This window comes from Caballeronia udeis, from assembly GCF_044909315.1.
GTDB classification, from domain to species: domain Bacteria; phylum Pseudomonadota; class Gammaproteobacteria; order Burkholderiales; family Burkholderiaceae; genus Caballeronia; species Caballeronia udeis_A.
On the sequence record NZ_JBIYEB010000001.1, the window covers coordinates 500,593 to 517,670 of the forward strand.

15 protein-coding genes are annotated in these 17,078 nt (G+C 60.6%); 8 read left to right on the top strand and 7 right to left on the bottom strand.

From position 1 onward, the window contains the following. Positions 1–4 precede the first annotated feature (4 nt). The 5 genes from ABH944_RS02355 to mgrA form a co-directional block, all read right to left on the bottom strand. Positions 5–2,425: a xanthine dehydrogenase family protein molybdopterin-binding subunit gene (locus ABH944_RS02355; protein ID WP_404604188.1), complete on the bottom strand. Its 2,421-nt coding sequence runs from the start codon at positions 2,423–2,425 to the stop codon at positions 5–7. 90 nt (positions 2,426–2,515) lie between these two features. Then, a complete protein-coding gene (locus ABH944_RS02360) occupies positions 2,516–2,992 on the bottom strand; it encodes a (2Fe-2S)-binding protein (RefSeq protein WP_404604189.1) in 477 nt (158 codons plus the stop codon). A 270-nt stretch (positions 2,993–3,262) separates the two neighbouring features. After that, positions 3,263–4,660: a branched-chain amino acid transporter BcaP gene (locus ABH944_RS02365; protein ID WP_404604190.1), complete on the bottom strand. Its 1,398-nt coding sequence runs from the start codon at positions 4,658–4,660 to the stop codon at positions 3,263–3,265. A 361-nt stretch (positions 4,661–5,021) separates the two neighbouring features. Continuing rightward, entirely contained in the window at positions 5,022–5,792 is a 771-nt protein-coding gene (locus ABH944_RS02370) for a ferredoxin--NADP reductase (protein ID WP_089166527.1), read from the bottom strand. 598 nt (positions 5,793–6,390) lie between these two features. Continuing rightward, on the bottom strand, positions 6,391–7,434 hold the full coding sequence (gene mgrA, locus ABH944_RS02375; RefSeq protein WP_404604191.1) for an L-glyceraldehyde 3-phosphate reductase: 1,044 nt from the start codon (positions 7,432–7,434) through the stop codon (positions 6,391–6,393). Between the two features lie 260 nt (positions 7,435–7,694). On the opposite strand from mgrA, the gene ABH944_RS02380 reads away from it, so the two are divergent. Together ABH944_RS02380 and ABH944_RS02385 are read left to right on the top strand one after the other, a co-directional pair. After that, complete coding sequence (locus ABH944_RS02380) at positions 7,695–8,534, top strand: mechanosensitive ion channel family protein (RefSeq protein WP_404604192.1); 840 nt, start codon at positions 7,695–7,697, stop codon at positions 8,532–8,534. 33 nt (positions 8,535–8,567) lie between these two features. Beyond that, on the top strand, positions 8,568–8,771 hold the full coding sequence (locus ABH944_RS02385; protein ID WP_062082327.1) for a DUF3185 family protein: 204 nt from the start codon (positions 8,568–8,570) through the stop codon (positions 8,769–8,771). Between the two features lie 37 nt (positions 8,772–8,808). Here ABH944_RS02385 and ABH944_RS02390 read toward each other — a convergent pair whose 3' ends face one another. Continuing rightward, positions 8,809–9,573 (bottom strand): phytanoyl-CoA dioxygenase family protein, encoded by a 765-nt coding sequence (locus ABH944_RS02390; RefSeq protein WP_404604193.1) that lies wholly within the window; start codon positions 9,571–9,573, stop codon positions 8,809–8,811. A 386-nt stretch (positions 9,574–9,959) separates the two neighbouring features. Here ABH944_RS02390 and ABH944_RS02395 point away from each other — a divergent pair, with 386 nt between their 5' ends. Further along, positions 9,960–10,319 (top strand): hypothetical protein, encoded by a 360-nt coding sequence (locus tag ABH944_RS02395; RefSeq protein ID WP_404604194.1) that lies wholly within the window; start codon positions 9,960–9,962, stop codon positions 10,317–10,319. Positions 10,320–10,527: 208 nt separating this feature from the next. Here ABH944_RS02395 and metK read toward each other — a convergent pair whose 3' ends face one another. Beyond that, on the bottom strand, positions 10,528–11,715 hold the full coding sequence (gene metK, locus ABH944_RS02400; protein WP_404604195.1) for a methionine adenosyltransferase: 1,188 nt from the start codon (positions 11,713–11,715) through the stop codon (positions 10,528–10,530). 302 nt (positions 11,716–12,017) lie between these two features. Between metK and ABH944_RS02405 the strand changes: the two genes are divergently transcribed. The 5 genes from ABH944_RS02405 (at position 12,018) to ABH944_RS02425 (ending at position 16,952) form a co-directional block, all read left to right on the top strand. Beyond that, the gene (locus tag ABH944_RS02405) at positions 12,018–12,902 is read left to right on the top strand and encodes a lipid A biosynthesis lauroyl acyltransferase (protein WP_404604196.1); all 885 of its coding nucleotides are present in this window, start codon (positions 12,018–12,020) and stop codon (positions 12,900–12,902) included. 115 nt (positions 12,903–13,017) lie between these two features. Beyond that, a complete protein-coding gene (gene dapF, locus ABH944_RS02410) occupies positions 13,018–13,902 on the top strand; it encodes a diaminopimelate epimerase (protein ID WP_404604197.1) in 885 nt (294 codons plus the stop codon). A 29-nt stretch (positions 13,903–13,931) separates the two neighbouring features. Further along, positions 13,932–14,651, top strand: coding sequence for a DUF484 family protein (locus ABH944_RS02415; RefSeq protein ID WP_404604283.1), 720 nt, complete (start codon positions 13,932–13,934; stop codon positions 14,649–14,651). A gap of 1 nt (position 14,652) precedes the next feature. Beyond that, the gene (gene xerC / locus ABH944_RS02420; RefSeq protein WP_404604198.1) at positions 14,653–15,573 is read left to right on the top strand and encodes a tyrosine recombinase XerC; all 921 of its coding nucleotides are present in this window, start codon (positions 14,653–14,655) and stop codon (positions 15,571–15,573) included. Between the two features lie 176 nt (positions 15,574–15,749). Further along, on the top strand, positions 15,750–16,952 hold the full coding sequence (locus ABH944_RS02425) for a class I SAM-dependent rRNA methyltransferase (RefSeq protein WP_404604199.1): 1,203 nt from the start codon (positions 15,750–15,752) through the stop codon (positions 16,950–16,952). The last annotated feature ends 126 nt before the right edge of the window (positions 16,953–17,078 follow it).

Below are 17,078 nucleotides of genomic sequence, written 5' to 3' on the forward strand. Positions count from 1 at the left end.
CCTCTCAAGCGGGAGTCGAAGCGCCACGAGCGGCCGAAGCATCGGCGGCGGCATGCATCGCAGCCCATACGCGATGCGGCGTGGCAGGCATCTGCAGATCGGTCACACCGAGCGGCGAAAGTGCATCGATGATCGCGTTGATCACCGCCGGCGGCGAGCCGATCGCGCCCGCTTCGCCGCAGCCTTTTACCCCCAGCGGGTTATGCACGCACGGCGTCCCTTTCGCGGTTTCCACATCGAAGTTCGGCAGGTCGGACGCGTGCGGCATTGCGTAGTCCATGAACGAACCGGACATCAGCTGGCCGCTCTCGTTGTCGTACACGGCGCGCTCCAGCATGGCCTGGCCAATGCCTTGCCCAATCCCGCCATGCACCTGGCCTTCGACGATCATCGGATTGATGATGTTGCCGAAATCATCCACGGCGGTGAACTTCTGGATGCGTGTTTCGCCGGTATCCTGATCGACTTCCACTTCGCACAAATACGCGCCCGATGGATACGTGAAGTTGCTCGGATCGTAGAACGCATTTTCGTTGAGGCCCGGTTCGAGCTTGTCGAGCGGGAAGTTGTGCGGCACGTAAGCCGCCAGCGACACCTCCGCGAACGCCTTCGTCCGGTCCGTGCCTGCCACGCGGAAAATGCCGTCTCTGAACTCAATATCTTCCGCCGATGCCTCCAGCAAATGCGCCGCGATCTTCTTGGCCTTGTCCTCGATCTTGTCGAGCGCTTTCATGATCGCCGAGCCACCCACCGCGATGGACCGCGAGCCGTACGTGCCCATGCCAAACGGAATCCGGCCGGTGTCGCCGTGGACGATCTCGATGTTGTCCATCGATACCCCCAGCCGGTCCGCCACCACTTGCGCGAACGTGGTTTCGTGCCCTTGCCCGTGGCTATGCGAGCCGGTGAACACCGTGACCGAACCCGTGGGATGCACGCGAATTTCTCCGGCTTCGAACAAGCCTGCCCGTGCGCCTAACGCACCCGCCAGGTTCGATGGCGCCAACCCGCACGCCTCGATATAGCAGGAATACCCGAGCCCGCGCAGCTTGCCGTTTTTCTTCGATTCCTCTCGCCGCGCAGCGAACCCTTTTACATCGGCGATTTCCATCGCACGGTCGAGCAACGCCGAATAATCGCCGGAATCGTAGGTCAGGCCAACCGGCGTGGTGTACGGCCACGAGCGGATGAAGTTGCGCCGCCGCAATTCCGCCGGATCGATGTTCATCTCGCGCGCCGCCGTCTCCACAATACGTTCCAGCACATACGTCGCCTCGGGACGTCCGGCGCCGCGATAGGCATCGACGGGGACCGTGTTCGTGAAGACCGCTTTCACCTCGGCATAGATCGCGGGCGTGGCGTACTGGCCTGCGAGCAACGTGGCGTAGAGGATGGTCGGAATTGCGGACGCGAAGGTCGACAAATACGCGCCCATGTTGGCCGTCGTGTGCACGCGCAGGCCGAGAAACTTGCCATCGGCGTCCATCGCGAGTTCGGCTTTCGTCACGTGATCGCGGCCGTGGGCATCGGAAAGAAAAGCTTCCGAGCGCTCGCACGTCCACTTGATCGGCCGGCGGACTTTCTTCGACGCCCACGTCAACGCCACATCTTCCGCATACAGATAAATCTTCGAGCCGAACCCGCCGCCCACGTCCGGCGCAATGATCCTTAGTTTCGACTCGGGCAAGGACAACACGAACGCCGCCATCAGCAAACGCTCGACGTGCGGATTCTGGTTCGCGACGTAGACGGTGTAGCTGTCGTCGGACTTCGAATAACTCGCGTTCACGGCGCGCGGCTCGATCGCGTTCGGCACCAGGCGCTGGTTCACAATGTCCAGCGTGGTCACATGCGCGGCTTTGGCGAAGGCGGCGTCAGTGGCGGCTTTATCGCCGTGGCCCCAGGTGTAGCAGAGATTGTTCGGCGCTTCATCGTGGACTTGCGGCTGGCCTGGGTCGGCGGCGGTGGCGGTATCGACAACAGCCGGCAGCACGTCGTAGTCCACCTCGATCAACTCGATCGCGTCCTTCGCTTCCTTCACCGATTCCGCGATGATCAACGCCACCTGGTCGCCCACGTGACGCACTTTCGTATGCGCCATCACGGGGTGCGGCGGTTCGTTCATCGGCTTGCCGTCGATGTTGTGGATCAGCCAGCCGCACGGCAGTCCACCGACGCTCTCGCCGGCCATGTCCGCGCCGGTGAAGATCGCGACCACGCCGGGCGCTTCTTTCGCAGCCGTGATGTCGATGTTGCGGATCGTCGCGTGCGCGTACGGCGAGCGCAGGAAGACGCCATAGGTTTGGCGCGGGAGGACGACGTCATCGGTGTACTGGCCGTTGCCCGTCAGGAAGCGATAGTCTTCCTTGCGTCTAATGGCAGCGCCAATCATGTGATGGGTATCGGGTGTCTCGGGGGCGTTCATCGCGGACTCCTGTTCAGGCGCGAATCTTCATCGTTATCGGAAAGGTGAGTGCGGCTTCGCAACAGCTTCAGTTGAAGCGCGGGCGGCGGCTCAGGGGGCGGCCTTCATGGCTTGCGCGCCCTGCACTATGGCTTTCACGATGTTGTGATACCCCGTACATCGGCAGAGGTTGCCGTCGAGTTGTTCGCGGACATCGGCTTCGGTGAGATCGGGCTTTTGCGCGGCGAGGGAGGTCGCGCTCATCACCATGCCGGGTGTACAGAAGCCGCACTGCAGCCCGTGGCACTCCTTGAACGCCGCTTGCATGGGATGGAGTTCGCCATCCTTCGCCATTCCTTCGATAGTCGTCACCGACGATCCGTCGGCCTGCACGGCAAGGATGTTGCACGACTTGATCGCGCGGCCGTCCAGGTGAACCGTGCACGCGCCGCACTGGGCGGTGTCGCAGCCGACATGCGTGCCTGTGAGACCCAACTCTTCGCGGAGAAACTGGACTAGCAGGATGTGGGGTTCGACGGTGGCGGTGACGGCTTTGCCGTTGACCGTCAGACTGATGCTGAGTGCCATGCTTCTGTCTCCTTCGGGGGATAAACAGCCGAAGCTCACTCACCGCTTTTGTTTCACTGGCCTTGCGGACTTCACGAGTGTGAGTGTCTGGCTGGGTTCGTGTTTATTTGTTGTAGCAATGAGTAAAGCACAAAATGAAGACGGTCGCTATTGGGCTAAAGGTGGGGTGGGGCGTCACTACGCCTGCGTTTTACACCGCGAAAAGCGCGCGTAAAAACGCCGCCTCAATGGGCGGCGCCTAGCTAAACGGCTTTGTTCAACACCGACGTATCACTCCACGCCGCGGCCCAGTTTCGAATGCCAGCGCGAGTAGCCGAAATAGATTGCCAGCCCGATTGCCAGCCATACCACGAACGCAATCCACGTCACGGCTTGCAGATTCAGCATCAGGAACAGGCAAGCCAGAACGGCCAGCACCGGCACGACCGGCACGCCCGGGCAACGGAACGCACGGGGCATATCGGGGTGCGTACGGCGCAGGATCAGCACGGCAATAGACACCATCGAAAACGCAGCCAGCGTGCCGATATTAATCAGCTCAGCCAGCACGTTCAGCGGCACGAGCGCGCCGATCAGCCCAAAAAACAGGCCCACGAGCCATGTCGTAAAGAACGGCGTGCCGTACTTCGGATGGACCTTCGACAGACGCGCCGGGAGCAGGCCATCGCGAGACATCGCGTAAATGATGCGAGTCTGGCCATAGCTCATTACCAGGATCACGGTCAGCATGCCGAGCACCGCGCCCAGATCGATGAAACCCGCGACCCAGGTTTGCCCCACAACCTGCAGCGCGTACGACACCGGATGCGAGATATTGGCGAACTGCGCCGCCGGGACAATACCCGTCACCACCGCCGCCACCGCCACATAAAGCACGGCACATACAGCCAGCGACGAAATAATGCCGATCGGCAGATCGCGTTTAGGATTCTTCACTTCTTCGGCCGCCGACGACACCGAGTCGAAGCCGATAAACGCAAAGAACATCACGGCTGCCGCGCCGAATACGCCGCTCCAGCCATTCGGCATGAACGGATGCCAGTTAGCCGGCGTGACGTGGAACACGCCAACGCCGATCACCATCAGCACGACTGCGACCTTGATCGCGACCATCACGTTGTTCACGCGCGCCGATTCCTTGATACCGATCGACAGCAGCGACGTAATCACCATCATCACGAGAAATGCGGGCAGGTTGAACAGCGTGAATTGTCCGGGCACGGCGCCGGGCGCGGCCGTGAGCACCGTGGGCAACCCAATGCCAAAGCCCCACAAAAGCGACTGCAGATAACCCGACCAGCCGACTGACACGGCGGAGGTCGCCAGTCCGTATTCCAGCATCAAATCCCAGCCAATAACCCATGCGGCCAGTTCGCCGAGCGTGGCGTACGAATACGTGTAGATGGACCCGGCAACGGGAATTGTCGATGCAAACTCGGCATAGGCGAGCGCCGCGAGCCCACACGCAATGGCGGCGAGAATAAACGACACCATCAGCGCCGGACCGGCTTGAACCGCGCCGGTCCCGGTGAGCACGAAAATCCCCGTGCCGATAATCGCGCCGACACCCAGAAACGTCAGATCGAGCGCCCCCAGCGTTTTTTTGAGTCCGGCGCGTTGCGCGCCGGCGAGCATGTGCTCGATGCTTTTCTTGCGGAACAGGGACATGAACAGGTGACTCCTCAAACCTCGGGCACAGGGCGCCAAATCGATTGGAAAACCCGGGATTTTATCGGAGAGGAGAGGACAGGCGTCGCAAAACGTTGCAGATAACCTAATTTTGACTTCGCTTTTTCAACACAATTTTTGTGAAAACGTTCAAAAATTGCGTATTTGAGCAAATTTTAGATAAGTTCAGCTTCTGCAAACGGAGTCAGCGGACGAAGCCGCTTTTTGAAGCGTTTTGTCGCAACGAGGAATTGCGTATCGCGATGGGTTGATCGACTGCTCAAATGAAAAAACCGAAGCGCGAGGGCTTCGGTTTTCGTTTTCCAGCAGGCCGGCAAGACGGCAAGACGGCACGCCAGGCTCAGCCGACGAACGCCTTCTCGACCACGTAATGTCCCGGATGATTGTTGCTGCCTTCCTGGAAGCCCATTTCATCGAGGAGCTGACGCGTGTCGCGCAGCATGTGCGGGCTGCCGCAAAGCATCACGCGGTCGTTTTCCACCGAGAACGGCGCCACGTCCAGATCGGCGAACAGCTTCTTCGTTTCGATCAGGTCCGTGATCCGGCCGCGATTGGCGAACTCTTCGCGGGTAACCGTCGGGTAATACACCAGCTTTTCCTGGATCAGCTCGCCCAGATGCTCGTGCGCCGGAAGGTGCTCGGTGATGAAGTCCTTGTACGCGAGTTCATCGACGAAACGGCAGGTATGCGTGAGCACGATCTTGTCGAAACGGTCGTACACGTCCGGGTCCTTGATGATCGACATGAACGGAGCCAGGCCCGTACCGGTCGACAGCAGCCACAGCGTTTTGCCGGGCAGCAGGTTGTCGGCGACCAGCGTGCCCACTGGCTTCTTGCCGATCAACACCGGATCGCCGACCTTCAAGTGCTGAAGACGCGATGTCAGGGGACCGTCCTGCACCTTGATGCTGAGAAATTCGAGGTGCTCTTCGTAATTTGCGCTCGCGAGACTATAGGCGCGCAGCAGCGGCTTGCCATCGACTTCCAGGCCGACCATGGTGAACTGGCCGTTTTCGAAACGGAACGCGGAATCGCGTGTGCAAGTAAAGCTGAACAGCGTGTCGGTCCAGTGATGGACGCTTAGAACGGTTTGAGGATTAAGGTTGCTCATGGCTTCATGGATAGTGCGGAATCAGGGCGGCGCAGTAGTGCGTTCCGGTGGCCGCTGTAAAAAACGCGGGCTCGATTCCGGCGACAACACCTCGAAGGCGCAACGAAAGCAATGCGTGATGCTAAAGCGGAATTTCTGGCGACACGCGAGAACCGGGCCGATTGCTGCTGATTGCGGCTAAGACCCGCGCGCTCGGAGCGAATGTTCCGCATTCCCCGCATCCTCACGCGTAATCCGCTATTTTACCGCACACGCGATTTCCGGGTTTAAGGCGCGTTTTTTTACACGCTGAACGGGAATGTCCAGCCGATTGGCCGGAACCGCAGGCTGGCTCGTCCGGGCAACGGCGCGTGAAATCAGACAACAGGCTCGATCGCGAACAAACAAGACATTCCGGAGTCCGCATGATAACAACGTCATGGCGCAGCAACGCAAAGGCCCTGCTGCCTTCAGGCTGGTTTCAGCGACGCGGGAAGATAAACAGTGCCAGTGCCTGGATTGCCAGCCGGGTTTTTCGCGAACCATGCAGCAGGTCAGGGAGCGCGGCGATCACCGCGCCCCCTTATGCTCACCGTTGCGGATTCAAGGATTCAACAATTCAAACCCGCTGATCCGTCGACGGCTTTTCCCACAGGTTGATCCCGCCTTCCGTCGCGTGCTGATCGATCTCGGCGAGTTCTTCCTTCGAAAACTCCAGGTTCTTCAACGCGCCGACGTTCTCCGTCACTTGTTCCGGACGGCTCGCACCGATCAGCACCGACGTCACGCGGCCACCGCGCAACGCCCACGCCAGTGCCATTTGCGCGAGACTCTGACCGCGCCGCTGCGCGAGATCGTTGAGCTTGCGCACATGCTCGATATTCTTATCGCTCAAATGCTCCTGCTTGAGCGATCCGCCGCCCGGCTTGTTGACGCGGGCATCGGCGGGAATGCCATTCAGGTATTTACCCGTCAGCAGCCCCTGCGCCAGCGGCGTGAACGCGATACTGCCTGCCCCCACCTCGTCGAGCGTGTCGAGCAGGTCTTCCTCGATCCACCGGTTCAGCATGTTGTACGACGGCTGATGAATCAGCAGCGGCACTTTATGCTCGGCCAGCAGCTTCGCCATTTCGCGCGTTTTAGCCGATGAATACGACGAAATGCCCACGTACAGCGCCTTGCCGGAATGCACGGCGGTCGCGAGCGCACCGGCGGTTTCTTCGAGCGGTGTGTCGGCATCGAAACGATGCGAATAGAAAATGTCGACGTAATCCAGGCCCATGCGCTGCAGGCTCTGATCCAGCGACGCCAGCACGTACTTCCGCGATCCGCCGCCCTGCCCGTAAGGGCCCGGCCACATGTCCCAACCCGCCTTCGACGAAATCAGCAATTCGTCGCGATACGGCCGGAAATCGTCCTTGAACAACCGTCCGAAATTCGTCTCCGCACTGCCGTACGGCGGGCCATAGTTGTTCGCCAGATCGAAGTGCGTAATGCCGAGATCGAACGCGGTGCGCAGGATGTCGCGCTGCGTGGAGATCGGCGTGGTGTCGCCGAAGTTGTGCCAAAGACCCAGCGACAACGCCGGCAACTTCAGGCCGCTCTTGCCACAGGTGCGGTAAGCCATCTGCGAATAGCGTTCGGAAGCTGCTTCGTAAGCCATGACGGAATCCTCGAATTGGTGAAGGGACAATAGGGGTGCGCGAGCGCTAACCAAGCGCAGGCAGCCAACAATCGCGCGGAACATGTCGTCTGACGTGCGCCGAGTCCGTCATGTTAGCGAATCACGCCGCGTCGCGTTGACCTTGACCCGAACAAATCAGGGCTATCCCGATATTCGGGACGTGACCGAATGGCCAGCAAGGGGAACGATTCGCGGCTGGACCCAGACCAACCCTGTTCATTCGAACGAGGAGAGGTTTCATGGACCCGCTGGACAAACTACGCCCTGTCTACGATTTTTTACTGACAGCAGGCGTGACGTACGGATTCAACGTACTGATGGCCGTCCTGATTTTGCTGGTCGGCTGGTGGGTATCGAACCGTGTGGCGAACGCGGTGAAACGCGCGCTCGGCCGCACGAACGCAGACGCCACGTTCACGCCTGTGATGGCAAGCCTGGTGCAATGGGCGATCCGGGTGGTCGCCATTGTTGCGGCGCTGGGCAAATTCGGCGTTGCGGCGGCCAGCATCCTGACCGTGCTCGGTGCGGCCGGACTGGCTATCGGACTCGCGTTGCAAGGCACCTTGCAGAACATTGCCGCGGGTTTGATGCTGTTGCTGCTGCGGCCTTTCAAGGTCGGCGACTACATTGAAGGGATTGGCACAACGGCCGGAACCGTCAACGAAATCGGCCTGTTCACCACTCGTCTGACCAAAAGCGACGGCGTCATCATGTTCGTGCCGAACAGCGCGATCTGGGCGAACCCGGTCACTAACTTCACCGTGAACGACCGCCGCCGCGTAGTGCTGAATGTGATCATTCCGGAGGATCAGGACATTGAGGAATCGTTGGCGTCGCTGCATCGGATTGTGGAAACGGATCCTCGCATCATCAACGACGACAAGAACAAACCGTGGATCGCCGTTTCCGATTACACCGATACCGGCGTGAAACTGAACGTCGGCGTGTGGACGAGCCGGACGGATTACGCGAGCGTCCAGGCGGACTTGCTGCGGCAGATCAAGCCGGGGATCAAGCCAGCCCCGAAACCACCTGCACCTGGAACTGCGGCGGCGCTGGACGCACCCGGCCAGGGCTAATAAGCTTGCGGTCCGCACACTGAAGAGATTTTCATGACCAAGGCGATTTCCATTGCACTGATCGTAGGCGGCGTCGTGCTGCTGTATTTCGGTGGCCAGTCGTTCCATTCGCTGAGTAACGACGTCTCGCGTTTCTTCACCGGCTCGCCGACGAACAAGACAATCTGGCTGATCGCCGGCGGCATGGTCGCCATGCTGGCCGGGTTGATCGGACTGGCTATCCCGGCCAAGCGCTGACGCTTTCAGGCGCCTTCGGGCGCCTTCTGGCGCGGTGTCAGATCAACGGCACGTCTTCCTTCGACGCGGACCGCGTTCCCGGCAACGGCAGGTTGCTGGCGCCACGATAGGTGTAGACCAGCGAGAATTTCACCTGGTCGGTGAGATTCTTGCCGGCGGAATGCAGCGTGTTGCAGTGGAAAAAGACCACGTCGCCGGCATTCAGTTTTGGCGACACCGCGCTGCGAATCAGCACTTCGTTCTCGGGCAGGTCGGAGCGGAAGAATTTGGCTTTATCGAAACGTTCGGACGTGAACGGCAACTTGTGCGACATCGGCACAAACCACAACGCGCCGTTTTCGACCGTCTCGTTACCGAGCGCCACCCACGCCGACACCAGGTCGTCCCGCTCGAAGTTCCAGTAACGCACATCGCGATGCCAGCCGGTCAGGCTGCCGTAAGCGGGATGCTTCGTCATGACGCAGTTGTGATGGGCGCGCGAAAGGGTTGGCGCCTCACCGAAATACACTTCCATCCAGCCGCGCACATCGGGCGACGTGGCCCAGGCGGCGAACCGTGGATCACGACCGTATGCGTCGAGCAACCGCCGCACCGTATGGCCGCCGGGCGCGTCTTTCGAATTCGGCGCGCCCGGATATTGCAGGTCGGCCTCGAACTCCACCGGCGCCGCGGCTTCTACCAACTGCTGCTGCGCCACCTTGCGCATCGCTTCGCAGCGCTCCGGCGTGACGAGGCCCGGCACCACCACGTAGCCGTTCTCACGCAACGCGCGGACTTGTTCCAACTTCGATTGATTCGGCATATCGACTCACAGGGAAAGCATCTGGCCGGCTGGGCTTCTTCACTACGTAAACAAATGGTAAGAAAGCCGGCTAATTAGGGCGAATACATCAATTGTAAATCGCCCGGGCCATGCGGCGCTCCATCCTGCGGGTTTCGGGACGTCGAGTACTGGGCCGAACACCCGTGCGGGAAAATGCCGACTTCCGGCAGTAACATTTGTTCTATAACCTGCCGACGTGCATTGAGAGAGCCCATCGAAAATCCCTTTCGATGAAAATCTATTAAATAAGTGCGCGCTTCAAGCTCGCAACTTTTATTGCGTTCAATTGATCAAACTATTGAACGCTTTTTTTGATCCGACTAATGTCGGGTTGCAGTCATTGCAACCCCGAGCCTGTGAAATCCATGAATATCCGTTTCACGAATCGTCTTACCCGTGCCGCCGTCCGCGCGGCACGTCCTGCGGGGCGCGGCGTTGTTCGCGCGTTGCGTCATCATTCCGCGCGCACGCAATTTCTTGCGGGGCAATTCAGGAAAACCCATCCCGTCGATGGTATTCGCTCCTGGTTTCACGGGTTTTTTTCGAATCTGCGATTAAGGGCGGCATCGCGACAGGCTGCCTTTAAGGCGTTATTGCGAAAACCGGCGCAGTTACGCGCACCCGTAGCCAAATTGAAATTGGCCCCCGGCGTAATTAATACGACAAGCCGTCGTCCGCGCAGGCTTTCGACCAGCGACGGATGGTTTGCGTTTGCTGCCCGCTGATTATTCCTGACGCGCGCAAAACCCTGGTCCGGACCCGGCTTTACTCATGCGTGCGCGGTTTTGCCGCTGTGAGTGCCGGGTGAAGCGGAGCATTGCGCCCGGCGGACACGGCAACGTCCAGACGCATGGATACATGTGCTGACAACAGTCAAAAAAAGCCCGCTGAGCGTAACGCTCAGCGGGCTTTTTAATCATTCAAACCAGACACTCAGGCGGTTTCAACAACCGGTTCCGTTCCGGCAGCTTCGGCCAGCAGCAGCGCCTTGTCCGTGGCTTCCCAAGAGAATTCCGGCTCTTCACGGCCGAAGTGGCCGTACGCTGCTGACTTCTCATAGATCGGACGCAGCAGGTCGAGCATCTGGATGATGCCCTTCGGACGCAGGTCAAAATGCTCGAGCACGAGTTCCTGGATCTTTGCATCCGACACGCGGCCCGTGCCGAACGTGTTGACCATGACCGAAGTCGGACGCGCCACGCCAATTGCGTAGGACACCTGGATCAGGCAACGCGTAGCGAGCCCTGCCGCGACAATGTTCTTCGCGACATAACGGCCGGCGTAGGCTGCCGAGCGGTCGACCTTCGACGGGTCTTTGCCCGAGAACGCGCCGCCGCCATGAGGCGCCGCGCCGCCGTATGTATCGACAATGATCTTGCGGCCCGTCAATCCGCAATCGCCTTGCGGACCACCGATCACGAAACGTCCGGTCGGATTCACCAGGAACTTGATGTCGCCCTTGATCAGGTCGGCCGGCAGGACCGGCTTGATGATCTCTTCGATCACGGCTTCACGCAGCGCCTTCAGTTCGATGTCCGGTGCGTGTTGCGTGGAGAGCACGACGGTGTCGATGCTATGCGCCTTGCCGTCGACATAACGCACGGTCACTTGGGACTTCGCGTCCGGACGCAGCCAGTTCAGGCGGCCGTCGCGACGCATATTCGCCTGACGCTCGACCAACCGGTGTGCCAGGTGAATGGGCAGCGGCATCAGTTCGGGCGTTTCGTCGCATGCGTAGCCGAACATCAGCCCCTGGTCGCCTGCGCCCTGATCGAGGTTGTCGTCATGAGCGGCGTCCACGCCTTGAGCGATGTCGCGCGACTGTTTGTCATACGCGACGAGCACCGCGCAACCGCGATAGTCGATGCCGTATTCCGTGTTGTCGTAACCAATGCGCTTGATGGTGTCACGCGCAACCTGGATGTAGTCGACGTTCGCCTGCGTGGTGATTTCGCCCGCGAGGACCACGAGACCCGTATTGCAAAGGGTTTCGGCCGCGACACGCGAATACTTGTCCTGAGCCAGGATGGCGTCGAGGATGGCGTCGGAGATTTGGTCCGCTACCTTGTCCGGGTGGCCTTCGGAGACGGATTCAGAGGTAAAGAAGTAATCGTTTGACACGCTTCAGACTCCATTTGAGTACGGGTAGGTTGCTCACGTAGCCGACTTCGTCTGGAGTCTGAAGCGGCGACGCTTTAGCGGAAAACATGGTCCGGAAAGCGCCGTTAAGCACCATCCAGCTTCGCCCCGCAAGTTGTCCATTAACTCGGCGAAGGTTTTATTATAGCGGCTTCTCTAATTTGTCACAGAGCCGAACGTTTGCTGCCATCCCAGAAATACCCTAGCCCCCACCGCCGTCATGCCCGGAACGCTCCCCGGCAAAGTCGAAAAACCATCTTCTTCCGAATCCATGGGAGCGTCGCATGTTAGGTCGCATTGGCGTCGCGCTGGCGGTGGGCTTCCTGAAGCTGCTCGCCCTCATTCCCTATGGCATCACCGCACGTTTCGGCGACGGTCTCGGCTGGCTGCTTTATCAAGTCCCGAGCCACAGGAAACGGATCGTGCATATCAATCTCGGCCTGTGTTTCCCCGAATGGACGCCCGAGCGCCGGGAAGAAGTCGCACAGAAGCACTTCCGGCACGCGATCCGCAGTTACGTGGAGCGCAGCGTGCAATGGTTCGGCTCGGCGGAGAAGCTCGCCAAGCTGATCCAGGTCGACAGCGAGGTTGATCTCCTCGATCCCGACATGCCGCCCACCCTGCTGCTCGGTTTTCACTTCGTCGCGATCGAAGCGGCTTCGGTGTGGATCAACTACTCGCTGCACAGGCCCTGCGGCTCGCTGTATCAGCCAATGTCGAACAAGGCGCTCGACGACATAGCGAAGAAACAGCGTGGCCGTTTCGACGCCGAAATGGCAAGCCGCGCGGACAGTGCGCGGATCGTGCTGCGCTGGCTGCGCGATCGCAAGCCCGTCATGCTCGGCGCCGACATGGACTACGGCATGCGCAACTCCACCTTTGTGCCGTTTTTCGGCGTGCAAGCGTGCACGCTGACGGCGGTAGGCCGCCTGGCCAAGACCGGCCACGCGCAAATCATGCCGTTCGTGGGCGAAGTGCTGCCGAACTACAAAGGCTACAAGCTGCGGGTATTCAAGCCCTGGGACAACTACCCGACCGGCGACGACGCCGCCGACGCCCGCCGCATGAACGCGTTCCTCGAAGAGCAGGTCCGGCTCATGCCGGAGCAGTACTACTGGGTGCACAAGCGCTTCAAGACACGGCCGCCGGGCGAACCGGGCTTTTATTGAATTATTGAGTCATCCGGGTGTCCGGGAAACGACGGCCGAAGCGCCGCACAAGCCCGGACTCATCCCCTATCAGGTCTAGTGCATGCCCTTGCAGCATGTCACTTACAATAGCGCCATGAAACTCGAATTCACCAAAATGCACGGCGCGGGCAACGACTTTGTCGTGCTCGACGGCTACTCCAAACCAATCTCGCTGAGCGGTGCGCAGGTGCGCGCGCTCGCGGACCGACATTTCGGCGTCGGCGCGGATCAGTTGCTGCTGGTCGAAAAACCGGACATTGAAGGCGTTGATTTCAAATACCGCATCTTCAATTGCGACGGCGGCGAGGTGGAGCATTGCGGCAACGGCGCGCGCTGCTTTGTGAAGTTCGTGCGCGACCGGGGCCTCACCAGCAAATCGAGCGTCCGGGTTCAGGTTCATCAGGGCGTGATCGTGCTGACCATGCAGGAGAACGGCGACGTGGTGGTGGACATGGGCCGCCCGGAGTTCGAACCCGCTTTGGTGCCCTTCAACACGGAAGGTTTGCAAGGCCGCACGGAAAGCGCAGACACCCTGTGGCCGCTCGACGTGCAAGGTGAAACACGCTGGGTCTCGGTGGTATCCATGGGCAATCCGCACGCCGTGCAGATCGTGGCCGACGTGGAAAACGCTCCGGTGTTAATTGAAGGACCGGTGATCGAACATCACGCGCGCTTTCCGAAACGGGTGAACGCGGGATTCATGCAGATCGTGGATCGCGGTGCGGTGAAGCTGCGCGTTTTCGAACGCGGCGCGGGCGAAACGCTGGCGTGCGGCACAGGTGCATGTGCAGCGGTTGCCGCGGGTATTCGGCGCGGTCTGCTCGACTCGCCGGCACAGGTCGAGACTCATGGCGGTGTGCTGACCATCGCCTGGGAAGGTGCGCACGACGCCGCGGCGCCGCTCTTCATGGCCGGCCCCGCCACCACCGTATTCGAAGGCAAGATCGAGCTTGATCCCAAACTCGCTAACGCCGACTGACTGTCAGGAACCCGATGCTGCCCGATACCATGAATGAACGTGAAGTCGCCGACTACCTGATCGCCAATCCTGATTTCTTTGCCGAGCACGCCGAGTTGCTGGCTGCAATCCGGCTGTCCAATCCGCATGGCAAGTCCGCGGTGTCGCTGCAAGAGCGCCAGATGCAAATGCTCCGCGACAAGAACAAGCAGATCGAACGCCGCTTGGCCGAACTGCTGCGGTACGGGCATGAGAACGACAGCATCGCTGCGAAGTTTCATCGATGGACCATTCGTGTCATGTCCGAACGTGATCCGCATGCGCTGCCGAAGACCATCCCGGCCGGCCTGTGCGAAATCTTCGAGGTGCCCCAAGCTGCGCTACGGGTGTGGGATGTCGCCGAGCCCTACGCGCAAGCCGAATTCGCGCGGACCACGAGCGAGGAAGTCCGCTCTTTCACAAGCAGCCTGACCACGCCGTATTGCGGATCGAATACCGGCTTCGAGGCGGCCCAGTGGCTGACATCGGCGAGTTCGGTCTCGGTGGCCTCGGCTACAACAGATGGTGTCGTAGACACGGCGAACACCACCGAATCCATCACGCTGATTGCCTTGCGCGATCCGGTGGCCGGTCCGGAAGCGCCCGCGTTTGGCTTGCTGGTCATGGGTTCGCCCGATCCGCGCAGATTCCACGAGGGCATGGCCACCGACTTCCTCACGCAGATCGGCACGCTTGCCAGCGCCGCGCTCAGCCGCTTGCTGCCCCACTGAGATGACCGACGATCCGGTAAGCGCCTATCTGTCGATGCTCGAGCACGAGCGGCGGTTGTCGGAACATACATTGCGCGGATACACGCACGAACTTGACGAGCTGAAGAAGCTTGCCAACGGCCGGGCGCTGGAGTTGCTGACCGCCGCGGACATGCGCGGCGCCGTAGCACGCGCTCACGGCGGCGGGTTATCGGCGCGCTCCATCGCGCATCGGTTATCGGCGTGGCGGGCGTTTTATCGGTGGCTGGCGGAGCAGGTTGAAATGCACGCCAATCCGGTGGCGACCGTGCGTGCGCCGAAACGCGCAAAGTCCTTGCCCAAGGCGCTTTCCGTCGACGACGCCAATGCGCTGATGGAAGCGCCGCAAGCCGACACGCCCGAGGCTCTACGGGACCACGCCATACTCGAACTGTTCTATTCGTCCGGCTTGCGGCTCGCCGAACTCGTCGGGCTGGATGTGCATTTTGTGCAATCCGAAGGGTATTCATCGGCCGGCTGGCTCGACCTCGCCAGCACCGAAGTCAATGTGCTCGGCAAGGGAAACCGGCGGCGGTCAGTGCCGGTGGGCAGCAAGGCAATTACAGCGTTGCGCGCCTGGATTGACGTACGCGGGCAGTTTGTAAAGGACGATCCACACGCGCTGTTCTTGTCTGTACGCGGTAACCGGATGTCGCCGAACGTGGTGCGTGACCGCGTGAAACGCATGGCGCTGCTGGCCGGCGTGCCGTCGAACGTGCATCCGCACGTCTTGCGGCATTCGTTCGCCACGCACGTGCTCCAATCCAGCGGCGACCTGCGGGCCGTGCAGGAACTGCTCGGCCACGCCAGCATCACAGCCACGCAGGTTTACACGTCGCTCGATTTCCAGCACCTGGCCCGCGTCTATGACCAGACGCATCCGCGCGCAAAAAAACGCGACTAAGCAAGCATGGCCGCAAGCAAGACGTTGCGGGCATGCCGTTGCACCCTGAAAAATGGCTGACGCGGTGCGAGTCCGGTGTAACTGCCGGATTCGCTCGCTGCTCATGAAACCGCGGCCCGATACCTCCACAGCGTTCACTTCCCTTGGGCGAGTCAGCGCTTTCACCGAAGCCCCGCATGAACACCATTACGCTGAAACCGGAGAAAGACAAGTCGCTCGCGCGCCGCCATCCGTGGATCTATGCAAACGCAATTGAACACGTGGAAGGCAAACCCGCGCCCGGCGCAACCGTGCTGATCCGCGCTCACGACGGGCGTTTCCTGGCACGCGCGTCGTACAGCCCGGTCTCGCAGATTCGCGCGCGCGTGTGGAGCTTTGACGAGACCGAGCCAATCGATCACGCGTTTTTCAAGCGGCGCGTGCAGCGGGCGATCGCGCACCGGCAAACCATGGTGCGCGACACGGGTGCCACACGGCTGATTTTCGGTGAGGCTGACGGACTGCCGGGCCTGATCGTCGATTACTACATTGCCGACGATGAAAGCCGGCGCGGCCAGTTGGTCTGCCAATTCATGGCGACCGGCGTGGAACACTGGAAAGAGCCGATCGTGAAGGCGCTGATCGGCACAACCGGCTGTCCGAATGTCTATGAACGCTCGGACGTGTCCATTCGCCAGAAGGAAGGACTCGAGCAGATCACCGGTGTGCTGGCGGGTGATCCGCCGCCTGCCACCCTGATCGCGAATGAGGGGGGCGTGCGGTATCACATCGACGTCGAACGGGGCCATAAAACCGGCTTCTACGTCGATCAACGCGACAACCGCGCGCTTGTCCGCGAATACGCCGGCGACCGCGACGTCCTCAACTGCTTCTGCTACACGGGCGGTTTTTCGCTGGCTGCGTTGAAAGGCGGCGCGAAACGCGTAGTGTCGATCGACTCCTCCGGCGACGCGCTGGCGCTCGCCCGGCAAAACGTCACGGCGAACGGTTTCGACCCGCAACGCGCCGAATGGCTCGACGCCGACGCGTTCAAGACCCTGCGCCGCTTGCATGAAGAGGGCGAACGTTTCGACCTGATCGTGCTTGATCCGCCCAAGTTCGCTCCGTCGCGTGAGCACGTGGACCGCGCCGCGCGCGCCTACAAGGACATCAACCTGACCGGCTTCAAGTTGCTGCGCCCGGGCGGCCTGCTGTTCACCTATTCCTGCTCGGGCGCCATTGACGCCGATCTGTTCCAGAAGATCGTGGCGGGCGCAGCGGCCGACGCGAAAGTCGATGCTCGTATCCTGAAGCGCCTTGGCGCAGGTGTCGATCACCCGCTTTTAACCGCGTTTCCCGAAGGGGAATACCTGAAAGGCCTATTGTTGCAAATCGCCTGATCGCCCATAGTTGAGCGCTTCGGACAGCGCGCGTTCAGGGGAGCACAGAGCGTCCGCTTGACAAATATGTTTCAATAATCGACCGACCGCATGTTTTCGAGCATTGGCGCAGCCGCCGCGGGCCAC